Below are 16,380 nucleotides of genomic sequence, written 5' to 3'. Positions count from 1 at the left end.
ACCGGTCGAGATAGCACCCGCCAGCCACGGCTCACAAGATAGGCCGCACATTTGCCAGAACGAAGCGTAGGGAACCCGGTCGCGCCGCGTTTGCAGCATCGAGACGGCCGCATGGCGCGACCTTCGGGCGACCCTGCCGGCCCTCTTGGAATTGCGTTGCACCGACGAACACGGGACCAGATTGACATGCGGGCACCGGACTGTGGTCGACATGCCCCGGAAACGACCGATTGAGAGGTTTCGATGGCCGCTTCCATTGACGCGGTCGCCGGACCGCTGAACCGACAAAGCCATCCGACGACCCACGTGGACACCAACGCAATCGAAGACGGGGATGCCATGCTCCTCGCCCGTATCGGGCGCGGGGACGAGCGCGCTCTGGCCGAGCTGGTGCAGCGCCACGGCGGCCGGATTCGATCGCTGGCGCTTCGCTTCACCGGGTCGGCGGCGGACGCCGAGGACATCGTCCAGGACACCTTCTGGTCGGTGTGGCGCAAGGCCGGCCGCTGGGATGCGCGCGGGGTGAAGGTATTAACCTGGATCTACCGCATCGCTCTGAACCGGTGCATCGACCTGGACCGACGCCGCAAGGTGCGCCGGGCCGTTGGCCTCGACACCGTGGACGATCCGGTCGAACCTGCGCCTGGAGCGGAACACAGGGCGGTGGTCCGCGACGAACTGAAGGCGGTAACGGCCGACGTCAAGGCATTGCCTGCCCGGCAGCGAGCAGCGATCCTGCTGGCCTCGACCGGGGACGTTGCCACCACCGAGATCGCCGCCCGGCTGGGCGTCAGCGAAGGCGCGGCAGAACAGCTGCTGGTGCGTGCCCGGCGGACACTGCGACAGAAGAAAATGGAGCGCGACGCCGTGGGCGACGGGGACCGGGCGCGATGAACGGAAGACGGATGTACGACGGCGTTCGCGACGGAGCGCGACGCCGGCGGAGCGAGAACCGATGAACAGGACCTTCACCCTTGCCGACCTGGAAGCGCTGATCGACCGTTGCGGGTCCGATCCGCATGACTGGCCGCGCGGCACCGCCGACAGCGTGAACGCGCTCGTCGCACGGGACGACCATGCGCGTCGGCTCCTTGAGACGGCACGCGCCCTCGACGCCGATCTTGGTGCGATTGCCGCGCCCGCCGCCACCGACGCTGCCCTCGTCGGTCGCGTCCTGCAGACGGTTCGCGAGCGTCAGCGCGGTGACATGACCTCGCTCGCCACGCTCTTCACCCCCGTACGCATGGCTGCCTTCGCCGGTGCCGCCGTCGGCTGCATCGCGCTTGGCGCAACGCTCGGTCTGGTCATCGACCAAACCGCCACCCAGTCCTATTCGCAGGGCGAGGAAGTGGCTCTCCTGGTGCTGGGCGTGGGCGAGGACGGAACCGGCTTCGGCGAAGGAGACAGCTTGTGACCCTGCGTGGTTCCTGGGCAATCGGCGTCCTGGTGGCCCTTGCCCTTTCGCTCGCCATCAACTTCACCGTCGGCGGATTCTTCGCCGCACGCTCGGTGTTCGGTCCCGATCACCCGCCGCCCCGCGGCGGCTTTTCCGGTTTTCTCACCGCCGCCGACCGAGCCTTTCCTCCGCAGATGCGAGAGGCCCTGCGCGACGATCTCTTCAACGATCCCACGGTGAAGGCAAATTTCGACGCCTTCCGCGCCGCCCGCCAGGAGATGTACGCGGCGATGCGGGCGGATCCCTACGACCCCGCCGCCCTGGAGGCGGCGCTGGACAAGATACAGGCGAGCACGAGCGCTCTGCAGCAAGCCGGTCACCAAGCGCTGGAGCGGATCATGGCCCAGACGCCCGCCGACGTGCGGGCCGAAATCGGCATGCACCGACGTGGACGCGACGGCCCGCGGGACGGCGACCGCCGCGGTCCGCCGCCGCGAGACGATGATCCCGCCCCCCCGCCCCGCTGATCGTGATCGAGCGGACGGGGTTGCGGATCGACGCGGGAGATCCTTGATATAGAGGCAGGCCGGAGCCTGGCCGCAGCGACCGAACCGAGGACGAGACCCGCAATGACCGACCCCCGATCCCCAGCCCGCCGTTTTCTCGGCGGATCACCGGGCAACGTGATCCTCAAGCTGGTCGTGCTGTCGTTCGTTGTCGGCTTGGTCTTCGCCGGGTTCGGCTACACGCCCGGCGACGTCGTCGCCATGCTCACCTTCTGGATCGACCGTCTGCCCCGGATCGGCTGGGATGCGGTGGTCTCCATCGGACAGTATCTGCTGCTCGGCGCGATGATCGTGGTCCCGATCTGGCTGGTCGTGCGGATCCTGGAATCCGTTCGCTCACGACCCTGAACAGGAAAGTCGGGGACGCGGCCTCCGGCCCGCCCCGGCCGCGCCAAAGTCATCAGGCGAGGCGCAGGAAGCGCCTGGGAAAGGCGGTCACGAAACCGTCCCGGTCAACCGAGACCTCGACACGCTCGCCCGTTTCGACATCCTCCGTCCGATAGATGGACAGCGGCTGAACGCAGGTCAGCCGCCGCTGCACGCGCACCGGGATCATCTCCGCAGCCGACAGGGACACGAGATCGAGATCGGCGCTCTCCCCGGCCGAAAGCCCCAACCGGCGGATGATCGGCGTCAACGTGAAGGCCGTCTCGCCGAACTCCAGGTCCGTGCACCCCTGGAGTTCGTCAAGCGGCACGCCGTGCCCTTCCGTCCAGCGGCCCGCACCATCGGAATGGAGCCGCGTCGGTTCGGCGGCCCCCAGCGGTCGGACCTCGAAAAGGCGAACCGACCAGGCAAGGTCCATCAGGCAGCGATAGGTGAGCGCGAACGGTTCGCCGACATGGGCACCGGCGATTACGCCTTCAACGGAGCGCGCGTTGCCGTGCTGCTCGTAGTGGAGAACCTCGGACCGACCGCCGTTGGTTTCGCCGGTCCAGTGGGCGCGCAGGGCCCCGCGTTCGGCTTGAGGCTGAATCGTTTCCCGGGTCAGGGTCGCTAGCATGGGTCACCCGATCTTCTGGCCCGAACCGGCCGGGTGGCCGGAGCGGGCGTTTGCGTTGAAGTTCGTGCGTTCCAAACATGGGCAGCCATCGCGGCAATCCCGTGGCAGCAAGAAAGCACCAGACGGGCCTTTCCTTCGCAATCGTGCGACCGCAAGGCCGGCGCCTTGAACGCAAAAGGCGCTCCCGGTTGCCCGGAAGCGCCTCGCATTCATCTCGGTGTCAGTGGCCCGTCGCTGGTCTTGCCCGAAAGGCACGGCCAGCGGCGGACAGGTCAATCAGCGCGGAGCGAGAACCATCACCATCTGGCGGCCTTCGAGCCGGGGCTCGGATTCCACCTTGGCGATTTCCTCGATCTCGGAGCGAACCTTGCGGAGCACGTCCATGCCGAGTTCCTGGTGCGCCATCTCGCGCCCCCGGAATCGCAGCGTGACCTTGACCTTGTCACCCTCTTCGAAGAACCGCTTCATCGACCGCATCTTCACGTCGTAGTCATGCGTGTCGATGTTGGGCCGCATCTTGATCTCTTTGACCTCGACGGTCTTCTGCTTCTTGCGGGCTTCGGCGGCCTTCTTCTGGCTCTGGTACTTGTACTTGCCGAAGTCGAGAATCTTGCAGACCGGCGGATCGGCGTTCGGGGAGACCTCGACGAGGTCGAGGCCGGACTCCTCGGCGATGGCAATGGCCTCGTCGGTCTCGACGATTCCGCGGTTGTTGCCCTCGGCGTCGACGAGCTGGACTCGCGGAACGCGAATATCGGAGTTGATGCGCGGCCCTTCTTTGGTGGGCGGCGGTGCACGGTGCGGACGGCGAATGGTACGTTTCTCCTCAACTGTTCAGGAACGGGCTGCGTTCGCGCGGTCGCGGAAGGCAAGGGAGACTACCCTGCAACACCGCCATCCCCGAACGCAACGCGCCGGGGCGACCGTGTGTCCTCCGCGGTCGCCGCAAATGCGACCTCCAAGTGAAGATCGGGTCTTTGCAGCGGGAAGTCAACGGCGAGATGCGCGGAAACTGCGGCCTTTTCGCTAGGGACGTGCTTGTAGCAGGCTCCTGTAGACGTCCATCGTCTGATCGGTCATCGCGTCCAGCGAAAAGTTCTGCCGGACATGGGCGCGCGCATACGCGGCCAGCGCTGCACGGCTTTCCGCATCCAGATCGAGTACCCCATCGAGGCAGGCCGCAAGCGCCTGAGCGTCGCCGGGGGGGACCTTCCACCCCGTCCGCTCGCCGTCCGCGACCAGGGGCGGGGAGGCGACCGTCTCCACCACGGCCCCCAGATCCGACACGATCAGCGGCCGGCCGGCGGCCTGTGCTTCGACCGCCGCGCGGCCGAACGCCTCCGGCTCGACCGAGGCGACCACCACCGCGTCGGCAGCCGCCATTGCCGCCGGAACATCGGCGCAGTGACCGGGCAGCAGCACGCGCCCGTCCAGTCCGAGCGCGTGGATGCGCTCCTTCAGAGAGGCGAGATAGTCCTCGCGCCCCTGCGCGTCACCGGCCAGCACGACCACGCAGTCCCTGTGTGCGTCCAGTTGGCCGAGCGCGTCGATGAGCACGCCCTGTCCCTTCCAGCCGGTGAGCCGAGCCAGGTGCAGTATGATCCGAGCCTCCTCGGGGACCCCCCAGGCGGCGCGCAGCGCCGCGGCACGGCTCGGCACGTCCGGCTCGTCGAACGCCGCGAGGTCCGTGCCGCGATGGATTGTGACGATGCGCCCAGCGGCCACCGGATGCCGCTCCAGGATCAGGTCGGCGGTGTAGCCGGAGTTGGCGATGACCACGTCCCCGCGGGCCATGACCGAATTGTAGAGGCCCTTGAGGCGAGATTTCTGATTGTAGGCGCCGTGGTAGGTGGTCACGAACGGCGTATCCGTGCGCCGCGCGGCCCAATAGGCCGACCAGGCCGGGGCGCGCGAGCGGGCGTGGACGATATCGACGCCTTCCGTCCGGATCATCTCGGCGATCGCCCGGGCATTGGCCCGAAGTTTCAACGGGTTCTTGGTGCGCGCGGGAAAGTCCACATACTCAGCGCCGGTCGCCTTCAGCTCGTCCACCAGCCGGCCGCCCTGCGACAGCACGATGGCCCGCCATCCCTCCGCGACGAGCCGAGCCGCCATGTCGACCGCCGTGCGCTCGGCACCGCCCGTGTGGAGTTCGGGAACGATCTGCAGGACGGTCGGACGGGACACGAAAACCACCGGAAATGGCAGGAGGCCGGCGCTGGACCGCCAGCGGGGTTGGCGTCGCGGGCCGGAGGTCGCTATGCCAGGGGCCGCGACGATACCACCGGAGCAAGGACAGGCAAATGAGCGAAGCGGCCCCCGAATTCCTGAGCGTCGGTCCTGCCGGCGGCGAGCGACGCATCGCCGTCCGGCGACGGACAGGCGCCACGCCGGCCGTCCTCTGGCTGGGCGGTTTCATGTCCGACATGGGCGGAACCAAGGCCGTGGCCCTCGACGAATGGGGCCGGGACACCGGGCGCGCCGTCACGCGCTTCGACTATTCCGGCCACGGCGAATCGGGGGGCCGCTTCGAAGACGGCACGATTTCGAAGTGGCTGGAGGAGGCGGAGGCCGTTTTCGACGCGTTCTGCACCGGTCCGACGATCCTGGTGGGCTCCTCAATGGGTGGCTGGATTGCGCTGCTTCTGGCCCGCAGGCTGAAGCAGAAGGCGACCGCCGACCGGCTCGCCGGCATGGTCCTGATCGCGCCCGCCGCCGACTTCACCGAGCGGCTTATGTGGGCGTCGTTCCCGGACGAGGTGAAGCGGACGATCCAGGACGAGGGCGTCTGGCATCGGCCGTCTCCCTACGGCGAGGCCCCCTACCCGATCACCCGGGCGCTCATCGAGGATGGCCGACTGAACCTGCTTTATGACAGCGGGCCGATCGAGACCGCCTGCCCCGTCCACATCCTGCAGGGTGTGCAGGACGAGGACGTGCCGTGGAGCCATGTCACCGATCTCGTCACGCGGCTCGCTCGCGACGACGTCGTGCTGACCCTGGTCAAGGATGGCGACCACCGCCTGTCTCGCCCGCAGGATATCGAGCGGCTGATCGGCGCCGTCGAGGCTCTGTCGGCAGACTGACCTCCGGCCGCCGCCTCAGCCGAAGACCACGGAGAACGCGATCGCGGCAAGCGACAGGGCGCCTACCCAAAGCGCGGCCTGGCGCGAGCGCGAGCGGCGCGCCTCGGCCTCGGCGATGGCGTCCACCGTTTCCGCCGCGAGCACCAGGCCGGTCTCCGCCATGCCAGTAAGGCCGTTGGACGTCCGGCTCATCTTTTCCACGTAGTCCGGGAATTCGCTCATGAAGCGGGCGATGGCCGTCAGCCCCTCCCCCGCCTCGTGGAAGAAATGGGCCGGCCCCACGTGCTCTTCCATCCAGCCGCGCATCACCGGTTCGGCGACGTGCCAGATGTCGAGCCGCGGATCGAGGGAGCGCGCCACGCCTTCCACCACCACCATCGTTTTCTGCAGCATGATGAGCCGCGGCTGGGTGGTCATGGCGAACAGCTCGGTGACTTCGAAGAGCTGGGTCAGAAGCCGCGCCATGGAAATGTCCTGGGCGGTCTGGTCGCGGATCGGTTCGCCGATGGCCCTGAGCGCCTGGGCAAACACGTCCGGATCCTGGTCGGCGGGCACGTAGCCAGCTTCGAAGTGCACCTCGGCGACCATCTTGTAGTCGCGCCGGATGAAGCCGAAGAGGATGCGCGCCAGAAAGCTGCGCTCCTTTTCGTTGAGCCGTCCGGTGATACCGAAATCGACGGCCACGAGGGTGCCGTCCGGCTCGACGAAGAGGTTGCCCGGATGCATGTCGGCATGGAAGAAGCCGTCGCGCACCGCGTGGCGCAGGAACGACTGCAGCACCGTTTCGGCGAGCTGTTCGAGATCAAGCCCCGCCTCGCGCAGGAGATCCGCCTTCGACAGCTTGATGCCGTCGATCCACTCCATGGAGAGGATGCTCTTGGAGGTGCGCTGCCAGTCGACGGCAGGCACCCGGAAGCCGGGATCCTCGGCGCAATTCTCCGCCATTTCCGACAGGGCGGCAGCCTCTAGCCGGAGATCCATCTCCAGGTGCACCGAGCGCGCCAGCGTGTCGACAACGGCGAGGGGCCGCAGACGCCGCGCCTGCGGCGCAAAGCGCTCCACGAGACGGGCTGCGAGATAGAAGCTCTCCAGGTCCCGGGCAAAGCGCCCGGCAACCCCCGGCCTCAACACCTTCACCGCCACTTGGCGCAGGCCGCCATCCGCATCGCGCACCGTTGCCTGATGCACCTGGGCGATGGAGGCCGCCGCCACCGCGGGTCCGAATTCGACAAACGCGTCCTCGACCGGGCGGCCCAACCCTTCCGCCACAGCCTTGCGTGCCGTCTCGTCGGAGATCGGCGGTACCTCGTCCTGCAGCTTGGCCAGTTCCCGAGCCGCGTCCGCGCCGACCACGTCGGCCCGGGTCGCCAGGAACTGGCCGAGCTTGACGTAGGACGGCCCGAGCCGGTTCAGCGCCTGGGTCAGCCGGGCGGCGGCATCGGTCCGCTTGACGCCGCGTCGCTCGACGAGGCGCGCGGCACTGATGGCGAAGCGTGCCGACGGCGGCAGGTCGGGCAGCACGGCGAGGCCGAACACGCCTTCGCGCGCGAGCACGAAGCTGGCATTCACCAGCCGCAGGAAGGGCGCGATGTGAAGGGGCATCCGCTCAGACCTTGAAGCCGGAGTGGATGTTCGCGATGCCGCCGGAAAGCTGGCGGAAGGTGACGCGCTCGAAGCCGGCGTCCTCGATCTCAACGGCGAAGCGCTCGGGGATCGGGAAGGTGCGGATCGATTCCACCAGATACTGGTAAGGCTGGTCGTCGCCCGTGATGGCGCGACCCATCTTCGGGATCACCTGGAAGGAATAGGTGTCGTAGACGCGCTTGAGCATCGGCAGGTCGACTGGCGCGAACTCCAGGCACATGAAGCGCCCGCCGCGCTTGCAGACCCGGTAGGCCTCGGCAAGCGCCGCAGCCCGGTCGGGCACGTTCCGGATGCCGAAGGCGATGGTGTAGGCGTCGTGGGTCCGCTCGGCGAAGGGCAGCTTTTCGGCATTCAGCTGCACGAAACGGGTGCGGCTGTCGGCGCCGCGCTTCAGGGCGCGTTCCGCGCCCACACCCAGCATGGCGGCGTTGATGTCGGCGACCGTGACGCTGACGCCGGGTCCGCCGCGATCGAGGATGCGAAACGCCACGTCGCCGGTTCCACCGGCCACGTCGAGCACCCGGTAGGCGGAGCGGGTCGCCTTGGGCGGCGCGAGCCAGCTCACCATGGCGTCCTTCCACAACCGGTGCAGCCCGCCGGACATGAGGTCGTTCATCAGATCGTAGCGCCGGGCCACGCGGTGGAACACATCGTCCACGAGGCCCTGCTTCTCGCGAGCCTGCACCTTGCGGAATCCGAACGGCAGCTCGCCGTCGCTGCGCTCGTGCATTTGCGTTTCGCTCATCAGCGTTGGACCTTTCTCGCGAGACGATAGCCGCCCGCTCATGCTGGGGCTATGGTGAAGGCATCAATCCGGCTGGCGGAGCAAGCGTTCCGTTCGCCGGCATCCTTCCGCAGTCGACAGTCTTTGTGATGCCCGAGCTTCCAGAAGTCGAGACCGTCCGCCGCGGCCTCGAGCCTCACCTCACGGGCCGGACCCTTGTTACGGTGGAACAGCGTCGTCCGGATCTGCGCTTTCCCTTTCCGCAGGACTTCGCCGCGCGCCTGGCGGGCCGGCAGGTGACGACCCTCGGCCGCCGCGCCAAATATCTGCTCGCCCACCTCGACGATGACACCGTGCTCCTGATGCATCTCGGCATGTCCGGCTCGTTCCGCACCGAGATCGGCACCGACTCCGACACGCCCGGCGACTTCCATCACCCCCGCGGCAAGAACCCCGTGCACGACCACGTGGTGTTCCGGCTCGATGACGGCACCCGTGTCGTCTACAACGACCCGCGCCGCTTCGGCTACATGACGCTGATCGGCTTCGACGCGTTCGATGCGCATCCCCTCATCCGGAACCTCGGCGTCGAACCGGTCGGCAACCGGCTCGATGCGATCTTCCTTGCGGAGAAGTTCGCCGGCCGTGCGGCGCCGCTGAAATCCGCCTTGCTCGACCAGCGCATCATCGCCGGCCTCGGCAACATCTATGTCTGCGAGGCCCTTTGGCGAGCCCGCCTGTCGCCGCGTCGGGCCGCCGGCTCCATCGTGCGAAGGGACGGCCGTCCGACCGAGCGGCTCGAACGCCTGGTCCAGGCCATCAAGACGGTCATCGCGGAGGCCATCGTGGCCGGCGGCTCGTCGTTGCGCGACTATGTGCAGGCCGATGGGTCGATGGGGTATTTTCAGCATACCTTCGCCGTCTACGATCGCGAACACGAGCCCTGCCAGCGCGAGGGCTGCCGGGGCACGGTGGCCCGCATCGTCCAGTCGGGCCGCTCGACCTTCTTCTGCCCCGAGTGCCAGAGATAGGCGGTCCGCACCCGGTCGGGCACCGCCAGAGGAGAGGACTGATCATGGACCCCGCCAGCCAAACCGACGTCCGCCCCAGGGCACGAAGGATCGTTCCGATCCTGGCCGCCACCGCCATCCTCGTGGCCGGGACGGCCGCGCACGCCCAGTCGCAGATAACGGCCAAGCCGTTGCCGCAGGAGACGTGCACGGATCTCGCGAAGACCGCCAGCGAAAAGACCGGGATCTCCGTGGACACCGTCATCGGCGACGCCGGGCCGTACATGTACACCAACGTCGATGGCTCCGCGTGCCTGTTCTCCGGCACGGCGACCGGTCTCGACACGTCCCTGAGCGAGTTGGCCGGTCTCGCTGACGCGTTCGAGGGCTGGACGCGCGATTCATCCTACGACGCCGATGCCCCCGGTGCGACGAGCCTGACGCTGCGTCGCAGCGATGACTGGCTGGGCATTTCCGTCGACGCCGAGCCGCCGGCCGGTCAGTGCGGCGACGTCATGCTGTCGGAGTGCAAGGCGCCGATGAAGGAGTGGATGTGGACCTTCACCGGCATGGCGTTCTCCGCGCCGTCCGGGTCGGGCAAGCCGACGCTCTGACCGGCTTCAGCCGCCCAACCTTCAAGAAGACTGCGAAGCCAGCGGACGACCGTCCGCCGGCCGGTCAGGCCGCCCACCCGGAGCCGGTGCGCGCAAGCGCACTCGGCGCGAGGGGTATTAGTGCCGGAAATGCCGCACGCCGGTGAAGACCATGGCAATGCCGGCCTCGTCGGCCGCCTTGATGACCTCGTCGTCGCGCATTGAGCCTCCCGGCTGGATCACCGCCGTGGCGCCCGCGTCGATGGCCGCCAGGAGGCCGTCGGCAAACGGGAAGAACGCGTCCGACGCCACCACCGAACCGCGCGTCAGCGGCTCAGCAACGCCCGCCGCCTCCGCCGCGTCGGCCGACTTGCGGGCCGCGATGCGGGCAGAATCGACCCGGCTCATCTGGCCGGCACCGACACCGACCGTCGCCCCGTCCTTGACGTAGACGATGGCGTTCGACTTGACGTGCTTGGTCACGCGCCAGGCGAACTTGAGGTCGGCGAGTTCCTGATCGCTCGGGGCCCGCTTGGTGACGACCTTCAGGTCGCAGTCCTCGACCACCGAGCCGTCCCGGTCCTGCACGAGAAAACCGCCGGCCACCGACTTCACCATCGGCGTCGCGGTCCGCGGGTCGGGCAGAGCATCGGTCAGGAGAAGGCGCAGATTCTTCTTGGCGGCGACGATGGCGATCGCCTCCTCGCTGGCCCCCGGCGCGATGATCACCTCGGTGAAGATCTCGGTGATCGCCTTCGCCGCATCGGCCTCAAGCGGCCGGTTCAGCGCCACGATGCCGCCGAACGCCGACACGGGATCGCAGCGCAGCGCCTTGCGGTAGGCTTCCGCGATGGTTTCCGCCTCGGCCACGCCGCACGGGTTGGCGTGCTTGATGATGGCGACGGCTGCCGTGCGGGCCGGGTCGAATTCTCCGGCGAGTTCGTAGGCCGCGTCGGTATCGTTGATGTTGTTGTAGGAGAGCGCCTTGCCCTGCACCTGGCGTGCGGTGGCAACGCCAGGCCGCGCCGAACCGGCCCGGTAGAACGATGCAGACTGGTGCGGATTCTCGCCGTAGCGCATCTCGGAAACCAGCTTGCCGCCGACGGAGAACCAGGTCTGGTCGTGCTCGTCGATCTCGCCGGCGAACCAGCCGGAGATCGACGCGTCGTAGGCGGCCGTGCGGGCATAGGCCTTCGCCGCGAGCCGGGTGCGCAGCGCCAGCGGCAGCGCGCCCTCACCGGCCTGGAGCGTTTCAAGGACGTGACCGTAGTCGGCCGGGTCGACCAGCACGGTCAGATACGCATGGTTCTTGGCCGCAGCTCGGATCATTGCCGGGCCGCCGATGTCGATCTGCTCGATGACCGCGCGGAAGTCCGCACCGGCCGCCACCGTCTTCTCGAACGGGTAGAGGTCGATCACCAGGAGATCGATGGGCTCGATGCCGTGCTCCGCCATCTGGGCAGCATGCTCGGGCTCGTCGCGGATCCCGAGAAGGCCGCCGTGCACCAGCGGATGCAGCGTTTTCACCCGGCCGCCGAGGATTTCCGGGAAGCCCGTCACCTCGGACACGTCCGTCACGGCAAGGCCGGCGCCCTTGAGCGTCGCCGCCGTACCGCCGGTGGACAGGAGTTCGACCCCCTGCGCGGCAAGCGCGGAAGCGAACTCGGCGACGCCGGTCTTGTCGGAGACCGAGATCAGCGCGCGCTTCACGGCGATGCGATCGGGAATGGCCACGGTGGACGGCGGGGTCACCATGAGACGGATCCTTTCGAGACAGAGCGGGGACCAGGGACGGAAGGCCGAAGGCGCGCTCCGGACAGGCAGGGCGCTGCGCGTTCGACCGCGCGCGATGGCGGGTACCACACTTCACAGCGAGTCCGGAAGCCGTCGCGTCCGGTTCTCAGATCAGAAGCGGCGCGTCGTCTTCCTCTGGCTCGTCGGCGGACCGCTTGCGGGTGCGCACGCGCTCGGCCTCCTTCTCCAGCCTCCAGTTGATGGTGGTTTCGCCATCGACCCGGCCGTGGAGCACGATCTGGCTGGTGCGCCGCATGCCGTGCGAGCCCGCGAGAAACACCGATTCCTCGAGTTCCGGCTCGATCTCTTCGGCCACGAAGCGCCAGGCGGAGCGGTCTTCGCAGACCAGAAGCACCGCCTGCCCGCCCTGGCTGCGGTTGGCCCGCACCTTTGGATGAAGGTGGAAGCGGATCGCAAAGGGCGTCTTGTCGCCCGCCTTGCGGCCGGACGGGGTGAGCCTGTCACGTCCCATGAGCACGCGCCCGTCGGCGCTCAGCACGAGGGTGCGCTCGTGGACGATACCGAACTTCGCCAGGTAGCCGTCGTGATCGGCCACCACGGAGGTCTGATCCGCTCCTTCCTGGCGGTAGACGTCCACCTCGCGCGGCCCCCTGTAGAGAAGTGGCCCCAGCCGCCGGCCGAGTCCGTCAGGGGACAGCACCCGGGCCGAAGAGGTGTCCCCCACCACCAGCGTGGAGTGGGCGGCGGTGGTGCGGGCGAGATCGCGCCAGACAGCGCGGCCACCCGCGGGAAGACCGCAGTTGACGATGATCCGGTTCGTCCGGTCGCTGAACTCGAAGGACAGGCAGCCGGCGTGCGCCTCACGCGCGAAGCGCAGTGGCGGCGGCAGACCCGTGTCCACGATCGCCACGGCACCGCCCCCCTCCATGCGCTGGTACCCGGAATGGCGAGCGTTGCCGGGCGCGGTACCGCGGGAATCGTCATAGGCGAGAACGGTCGCCACCAGGTCGCTCGGCGTTGCGCCCATCCCGTTGAAGAGCGCGAACGCTCCGTCCCCGTGCCGGAAGAAGCGGACCATTGGCATCATGCGGTCGATCGCCTCGCCCAGCGTCTGCGACGGTGTGATGCCGCGCACCGACAGGGCCTGTCGGATCGGCAGGAGATCGGCCAGGAGTTCGAGGATCACCCCCGACTGGCGGGATACATGACCGCCATCGGCGAGGATCTGGATTGTCAGCTCGCGGTCCAGGATGCGGGTCACCCACCGGGCAAAGCCGGGCTGATCGGCGATGGCCGCCGCGGCGGCCGTCAGGGCCATCACCATGCGCATGCGCGGCAGGCCGTCGTCGGAGCGGGCGAAGGCGCACCGGAGCTGGTGAACGTGTCGTCCAACCGCCTTCAGGAAGCGTTGGTAGAAGCCGTGGTCGCAGTCCTCCAGGATCAGCGGCGACTGGGACAGCCAGGAGAGCAACCGGCGCGCAGCGACGGAATCCTCCCACGCCACGGGTGGCAGCTTTGAGCCGAGCCGGATCCATTCATCGACGAGGGCCCGCGCATTGGAGCGCGACAGCGCGGAATCGGAGGCGCGCAGATGCCGCAACCACGCAAAGCCGTGGAGCGCCCGTGCCCATTCCGCGGAAGGCGGCTCGACCACGAAGGGCGAGTTGCCCCCCACGTCCACCGTGTGGCCGCCGAAGGAGTAGAGCCCGGCATAGATGTCGGTCGCGACCGTCGGGTCGGCGGTGCGGATATCCTGCGGCGCGATCACCAGCCGGGTCGGCGTGACGTGCACGAACGGACCGATCAGGTCCCACCTGCCGGGCAGATGCGACCCTACCGTCTTCTGGATGGCAAGCGACCAGAGCTGCCCCCGGTCTGAACCGGTTCGTTTCGCCATCGGCGCGGTTCGCACTCCGCAAAAAGAAATCCACTGACCAGGCGGCGAACCCGATTCGCGGGCGGCGCCACACTAGATCAACTATCGGAAAAAGGGATACCGCATCAGCCCATTCCGCCCCATCAACTGGCACGGGTACTGCGGTCGACTTAGGATTGTGGCGGTGTTCGGAAGGATTGGGCAACGGAAAACCGGCCGAACCCTGCTTGGCGAGTGCTGCTTGCAGCTCGCACTCTCCCCGCAAAAGGCTCCTCCAGAAGGCCGGTTCAACGCTTGATCAGCCGGCGCGCACCAACCGCGCCGCAAAGAAGCCATCGAGGCCCGCGAGCCGGGGATCTTCGTGCGGCCAGTGCGACGGCAGGGTGCGCAGCCAGCCTTCAGTTGTGACGGCCTCGGAAAGCCCCGGCACCTCGTCTGTACGGATGGCGCTGGTGGAGAAGTCCGGATGGGCCTTCAGGAAGGCCTCGATCTGCTTCTCGCCCTCTTCCGGCTCCAGCGAGCAGGTGGAGTAGACCAGCGTTCCGCCGGGCTTCACCCAGGCTGCCGCGCGCTCCAAGAGCGCGCTCTGCAGGTCCGCGAGGGCCGCGATGTCCTTCTCGCGCTTCAGGAGTGCCACGTCGGGCTGGCGCCGGATTGTGCCGGTGGAGGTGCAGGGCGCATCCAGCAGGACGGCATCGAAAGCGCCGTCCGGCTCCCACTGCCTGAGGTCGGAAGCGACCGTTTCCGCCGACAGCGACAGGCGCGCGAGATTCTCCGTCAGCCGCCGGAGCCGTCCGGCGCTTGAGTCCACCGCGGTGACGATGCCGCCCGCTGCCGCGAGCTGGGCCGTCTTGCCGCCGGGTGCGGCGCAGAGATCGGCAACGCGCTTGCCGGCAACGTCGCCCATCAGACGGGCGGGAAGCGCCGCGGCGGCATCCTGGACCCACCATGCGCCTTCCGTGAACCCGTCCCGCTCGGCGATGGCACCGCCGGCCGTGGTCCGGACGGAGCCGGTCGGCAAGACGATCCCCGACAGCCGCTCCGCCCAGCTTCCGGGATCGGATTTCACCGTCACGTCGAGCGCCGGCTCAACCATGTGAGCGGCGGCAATGGCCCGGGCGGTATCGCGTCCGTAGGCGCAGGCCCAGCGGCGGAACAACCAGTCAGGCGTGTTGACGACCGGTCCGTCGATGTCGGCCAGCAGCGCCTCGCGCTCGCGCCCGGCCCGGCGCAGCACGCCGTTCACCAGCCCGGCGAAGCCACCGGAGGCCGGGTGCGCCTTGGCCAGGTCCACCGAGAGATGGACCGCGGCGTGCTCCGCCACGTCGAGATAGAGGAGTTGCGCGAGGCCAACCCGCAGGATGGTGTCGGCACGGCCTGCCGAGCGCGGCAGCTTCTTGTGAAGGAGCTTCGAGGCCACCGCCTGAATCTCGCCGCGCCTGCGCAGTGCGCAGCCCACCAGGGTGCGCACAAATGCGCGATCGCGCACGTCGAGGCGCGAGAAACGCTGCGCAATGGCATCGCTTTCCAGAACCGCATCGACCGGCACCTGGTCGCCGGCCATCTGCTCCAGAATATCCACCGCGAGGTCGCGGGCGGCGTAGCCGGCGGGCACCGGACGCCGGCGGGGACGGTTTTGGCTGGTCGGACGCTTGGTGCGCGAGCGCTCGCTTTGCTGGGGCTTCATCCCCACGGTCCGGACCCGCGCCGGCCGGAGCCGCCCGTTCGGGGTACCGATCCGCGACCCGAGCCGCGGCTCACGGGGCCTGCCCGCCCGAGCGCGGCGCCCGCCCCCTGCCCCATCTCGCTGGCCAGTTCCTCAAGCGCCGCGACCCGGTTCGCGGTTGCGGGATGGGTGGAGAACAGGTTGTCCATGCGCTGGCCGGACAAGGGATTGACGATGAACATGTGGGCGGTGGCCGGGTTCTGCTCTGCCGCCGGGTTCGGGATGCGGCGGCGGCCATTCTCCAGCTTGTCGAGGGCGGACGCCAGCCAGAGCGGCTGGCCGCAGATCTCCGCGCCCATCCGATCGGCGGAGTATTCACGCGTCCGGCTGATGGCCATCTGAACCATCATGGCCGCCAGGGGCGCCAGGATCATCATCAGGATGACTCCGACGAAGCCCAGCGGGTTGTTGTTGTCGCGCGATCCGCCGAAAAAGAAGGCGAAATTGGCGAGCATGGAGATGGCGCCGGCCAATGTGGCGGTGATCGTCATCGTCAGCGTGTCGTGATGCTTCACGTGGGCCAGCTCGTGCGCCATGACGCCGGCGATTTCCTCGCGCGTCATCATCTGCAGCAGCCCGCGCGTCGCCGCCACCGCCGCGTTCTGCGGATTGCGACCGGTGGCGAACGCGTTCGGCTGGTCCTCGTCGAGGATGAAGACGCGCGGCATCGGCAGTTCCGCCCGTGCAGCGAGATCGCGCACGAGGCCGTAGAACTCCGGCGCGCTCTGGGCATCGACCTCCCGCGCATGGTGCATGCGCAGCACCATCTTGTCGGAACTCCAGTAGGAGAAGATGTTCATGCCCGCGGCGACGGCGAAGGCGATGAACATGCCGGCCTGGCCGCCGATCATGTAGCCGATGCCCATGAAGAGGGCCGTCATCGCTGCCAGAAGCAGGGCGGTCCTGAAGAAATTCATGCGTGCGGTCGTCCCGTTCCGAAATGTCTGGCCGCGCCCGCCGCTGCTGCCCGGTCGGGTCGCCATGCGAAGGCTGCGGAGCGC

The 16,380-nt window shown here is 68.3% G+C and carries 16 protein-coding genes; 7 read left to right on the top strand and 9 right to left on the bottom strand.

Features of this window, described 5'->3' with window-relative positions:
- The first annotated feature begins 243 nt into the window (after window positions 1–243).
- The 4 genes from C507_RS0110470 (at window position 244) to C507_RS0110455 (ending at window position 2,310) form a co-directional block, all read left to right on the top strand.
- Window positions 244–894 (top strand): RNA polymerase sigma factor, encoded by a 651-nt coding sequence (locus tag C507_RS0110470; protein ID WP_018699647.1) that lies wholly within the window; start codon window positions 244–246, stop codon window positions 892–894.
- A gap of 61 nt (window positions 895–955) precedes the next feature.
- Window positions 956–1,414, top strand: a complete 459-nt coding sequence (locus tag C507_RS23270; protein WP_018699646.1) for a hypothetical protein — start codon at window positions 956–958, stop codon at window positions 1,412–1,414.
- Window positions 1,411–1,923: a periplasmic heavy metal sensor gene (locus C507_RS0110460; RefSeq protein WP_018699645.1), complete on the top strand. Its 513-nt coding sequence runs from the start codon at window positions 1,411–1,413 to the stop codon at window positions 1,921–1,923. The genes C507_RS23270 and C507_RS0110460 overlap by 4 nt, the downstream gene beginning before the upstream one ends.
- Before the next feature lie 102 nt (window positions 1,924–2,025).
- A complete protein-coding gene (locus C507_RS0110455; protein WP_026318998.1) occupies window positions 2,026–2,310 on the top strand; it encodes a DUF6460 domain-containing protein in 285 nt (94 codons plus the stop codon).
- A gap of 52 nt (window positions 2,311–2,362) precedes the next feature.
- Here C507_RS0110455 and C507_RS22405 read toward each other — a convergent pair whose 3' ends face one another.
- From C507_RS22405 to C507_RS0110440, 3 genes are all read right to left on the bottom strand, one after another.
- The gene (locus C507_RS22405) at window positions 2,363–2,965 is read right to left on the bottom strand and encodes a putative glycolipid-binding domain-containing protein (protein WP_018699643.1); all 603 of its coding nucleotides are present in this window, start codon (window positions 2,963–2,965) and stop codon (window positions 2,363–2,365) included.
- Between the two features lie 276 nt (window positions 2,966–3,241).
- Window positions 3,242–3,778 carry a translation initiation factor IF-3 gene (infC, locus tag C507_RS0110445; RefSeq protein ID WP_083923462.1) on the bottom strand — a complete coding sequence of 179 codons (537 nt, stop codon included), beginning with the start codon at window positions 3,776–3,778 and terminating at the stop codon, window positions 3,242–3,244.
- 213 nt (window positions 3,779–3,991) lie between these two features.
- Entirely contained in the window at window positions 3,992–5,161 is a 1,170-nt protein-coding gene (locus C507_RS0110440) for a glycosyltransferase family 4 protein (protein ID WP_018699640.1), read from the bottom strand.
- 107 nt (window positions 5,162–5,268) lie between these two features.
- Here C507_RS0110440 and C507_RS0110435 point away from each other — a divergent pair, with 107 nt between their 5' ends.
- Window positions 5,269–6,051 (top strand): alpha/beta hydrolase, encoded by a 783-nt coding sequence (locus C507_RS0110435; RefSeq protein WP_018699639.1) that lies wholly within the window; start codon window positions 5,269–5,271, stop codon window positions 6,049–6,051.
- 15 nt (window positions 6,052–6,066) lie between these two features.
- Here the strand turns inward: C507_RS0110435 and ubiB are convergent, their stop codons facing one another.
- Both ubiB and ubiE read right to left on the bottom strand, forming a co-directional pair.
- A complete protein-coding gene (ubiB, locus tag C507_RS0110430; protein ID WP_018699638.1) occupies window positions 6,067–7,653 on the bottom strand; it encodes a 2-polyprenylphenol 6-hydroxylase in 1,587 nt (528 codons plus the stop codon).
- 4 nt (window positions 7,654–7,657) lie between these two features.
- Window positions 7,658–8,440: a bifunctional demethylmenaquinone methyltransferase/2-methoxy-6-polyprenyl-1,4-benzoquinol methylase UbiE gene (gene ubiE / locus C507_RS0110425; RefSeq protein WP_040400879.1), complete on the bottom strand. Its 783-nt coding sequence runs from the start codon at window positions 8,438–8,440 to the stop codon at window positions 7,658–7,660.
- A 128-nt stretch (window positions 8,441–8,568) separates the two neighbouring features.
- Here ubiE and mutM point away from each other — a divergent pair, with 128 nt between their 5' ends.
- Together mutM and C507_RS0110415 are read left to right on the top strand one after the other, a co-directional pair.
- Window positions 8,569–9,450, top strand: coding sequence for a bifunctional DNA-formamidopyrimidine glycosylase/DNA-(apurinic or apyrimidinic site) lyase (mutM, locus tag C507_RS0110420; RefSeq protein WP_018699636.1), 882 nt, complete (start codon window positions 8,569–8,571; stop codon window positions 9,448–9,450).
- A gap of 44 nt (window positions 9,451–9,494) precedes the next feature.
- Complete coding sequence (locus C507_RS0110415) at window positions 9,495–10,043, top strand: hypothetical protein (RefSeq protein WP_018699635.1); 549 nt, start codon at window positions 9,495–9,497, stop codon at window positions 10,041–10,043.
- A 117-nt stretch (window positions 10,044–10,160) separates the two neighbouring features.
- On the opposite strand, the gene purH is transcribed toward C507_RS0110415, so the two are convergent.
- From purH to htpX, 4 genes are all read right to left on the bottom strand, one after another.
- Entirely contained in the window at window positions 10,161–11,777 is a 1,617-nt protein-coding gene (gene purH, locus C507_RS0110410) for a bifunctional phosphoribosylaminoimidazolecarboxamide formyltransferase/IMP cyclohydrolase (protein ID WP_018699634.1), read from the bottom strand.
- 145 nt (window positions 11,778–11,922) lie between these two features.
- A complete protein-coding gene (locus C507_RS0110405) occupies window positions 11,923–13,674 on the bottom strand; it encodes a heparinase II/III family protein (protein WP_018699633.1) in 1,752 nt (583 codons plus the stop codon).
- Between the two features lie 277 nt (window positions 13,675–13,951).
- The gene (locus C507_RS0110400) at window positions 13,952–15,340 is read right to left on the bottom strand and encodes an RsmB/NOP family class I SAM-dependent RNA methyltransferase (protein ID WP_018699632.1); all 1,389 of its coding nucleotides are present in this window, start codon (window positions 15,338–15,340) and stop codon (window positions 13,952–13,954) included.
- Entirely contained in the window at window positions 15,337–16,296 is a 960-nt protein-coding gene (htpX, locus tag C507_RS21040; RefSeq protein WP_018699631.1) for a zinc metalloprotease HtpX, read from the bottom strand. The genes C507_RS0110400 and htpX overlap by 4 nt, the downstream gene beginning before the upstream one ends.
- Window positions 16,297–16,380 lie beyond the last annotated feature (84 nt).

The sequence above is a fragment of the Amorphus coralli DSM 19760 genome, from assembly GCF_000374525.1.
Classification (GTDB): Bacteria; Pseudomonadota; Alphaproteobacteria; order Rhizobiales; family Amorphaceae; genus Amorphus; species Amorphus coralli.
The sequence above is the reverse complement of the archived record's forward strand: the minus strand, read 5'-3'. Positions and strand labels throughout refer to the sequence as shown.

Bases quoted from the DNA above. Each gene is read 5' to 3' on its own strand.
- mutM (WP_018699636.1), top strand. From the start codon at position 8,569: ATGCCCGAGCTTCCAGAAGTCGAGACCGTCCGCCGCGGCCTCGAGCCT.
- ubiE (WP_040400879.1), bottom strand. From the start codon at position 8,440: ATGAGCGAAACGCAAATGCACGAGCGCAGCGACGGCGAGCTGCCGTTC.
- purH (WP_018699634.1), bottom strand. From the start codon at position 11,777: ATGGTGACCCCGCCGTCCACCGTGGCCATTCCCGATCGCATCGCCGTG.
- C507_RS0110435 (WP_018699639.1), top strand. From the start codon at position 5,269: ATGAGCGAAGCGGCCCCCGAATTCCTGAGCGTCGGTCCTGCCGGCGGC.
- C507_RS22405 (WP_018699643.1), bottom strand. From the start codon at position 2,965: ATGCTAGCGACCCTGACCCGGGAAACGATTCAGCCTCAAGCCGAACGC.
- C507_RS0110470 (WP_018699647.1), top strand. From the start codon at position 244: ATGGCCGCTTCCATTGACGCGGTCGCCGGACCGCTGAACCGACAAAGC.
- ubiB (WP_018699638.1), bottom strand. From the start codon at position 7,653: ATGCCCCTTCACATCGCGCCCTTCCTGCGGCTGGTGAATGCCAGCTTC.
- C507_RS0110400 (WP_018699632.1), bottom strand. From the start codon at position 15,340: ATGAAGCCCCAGCAAAGCGAGCGCTCGCGCACCAAGCGTCCGACCAGC.
- C507_RS0110405 (WP_018699633.1), bottom strand. From the start codon at position 13,674: ATGGCGAAACGAACCGGTTCAGACCGGGGGCAGCTCTGGTCGCTTGCC.
- htpX (WP_018699631.1), bottom strand. From the start codon at position 16,296: ATGAATTTCTTCAGGACCGCCCTGCTTCTGGCAGCGATGACGGCCCTC.
- C507_RS0110415 (WP_018699635.1), top strand. From the start codon at position 9,495: ATGGACCCCGCCAGCCAAACCGACGTCCGCCCCAGGGCACGAAGGATC.
- C507_RS0110455 (WP_026318998.1), top strand. From the start codon at position 2,026: ATGACCGACCCCCGATCCCCAGCCCGCCGTTTTCTCGGCGGATCACCG.
- C507_RS23270 (WP_018699646.1), top strand. From the start codon at position 956: ATGAACAGGACCTTCACCCTTGCCGACCTGGAAGCGCTGATCGACCGT.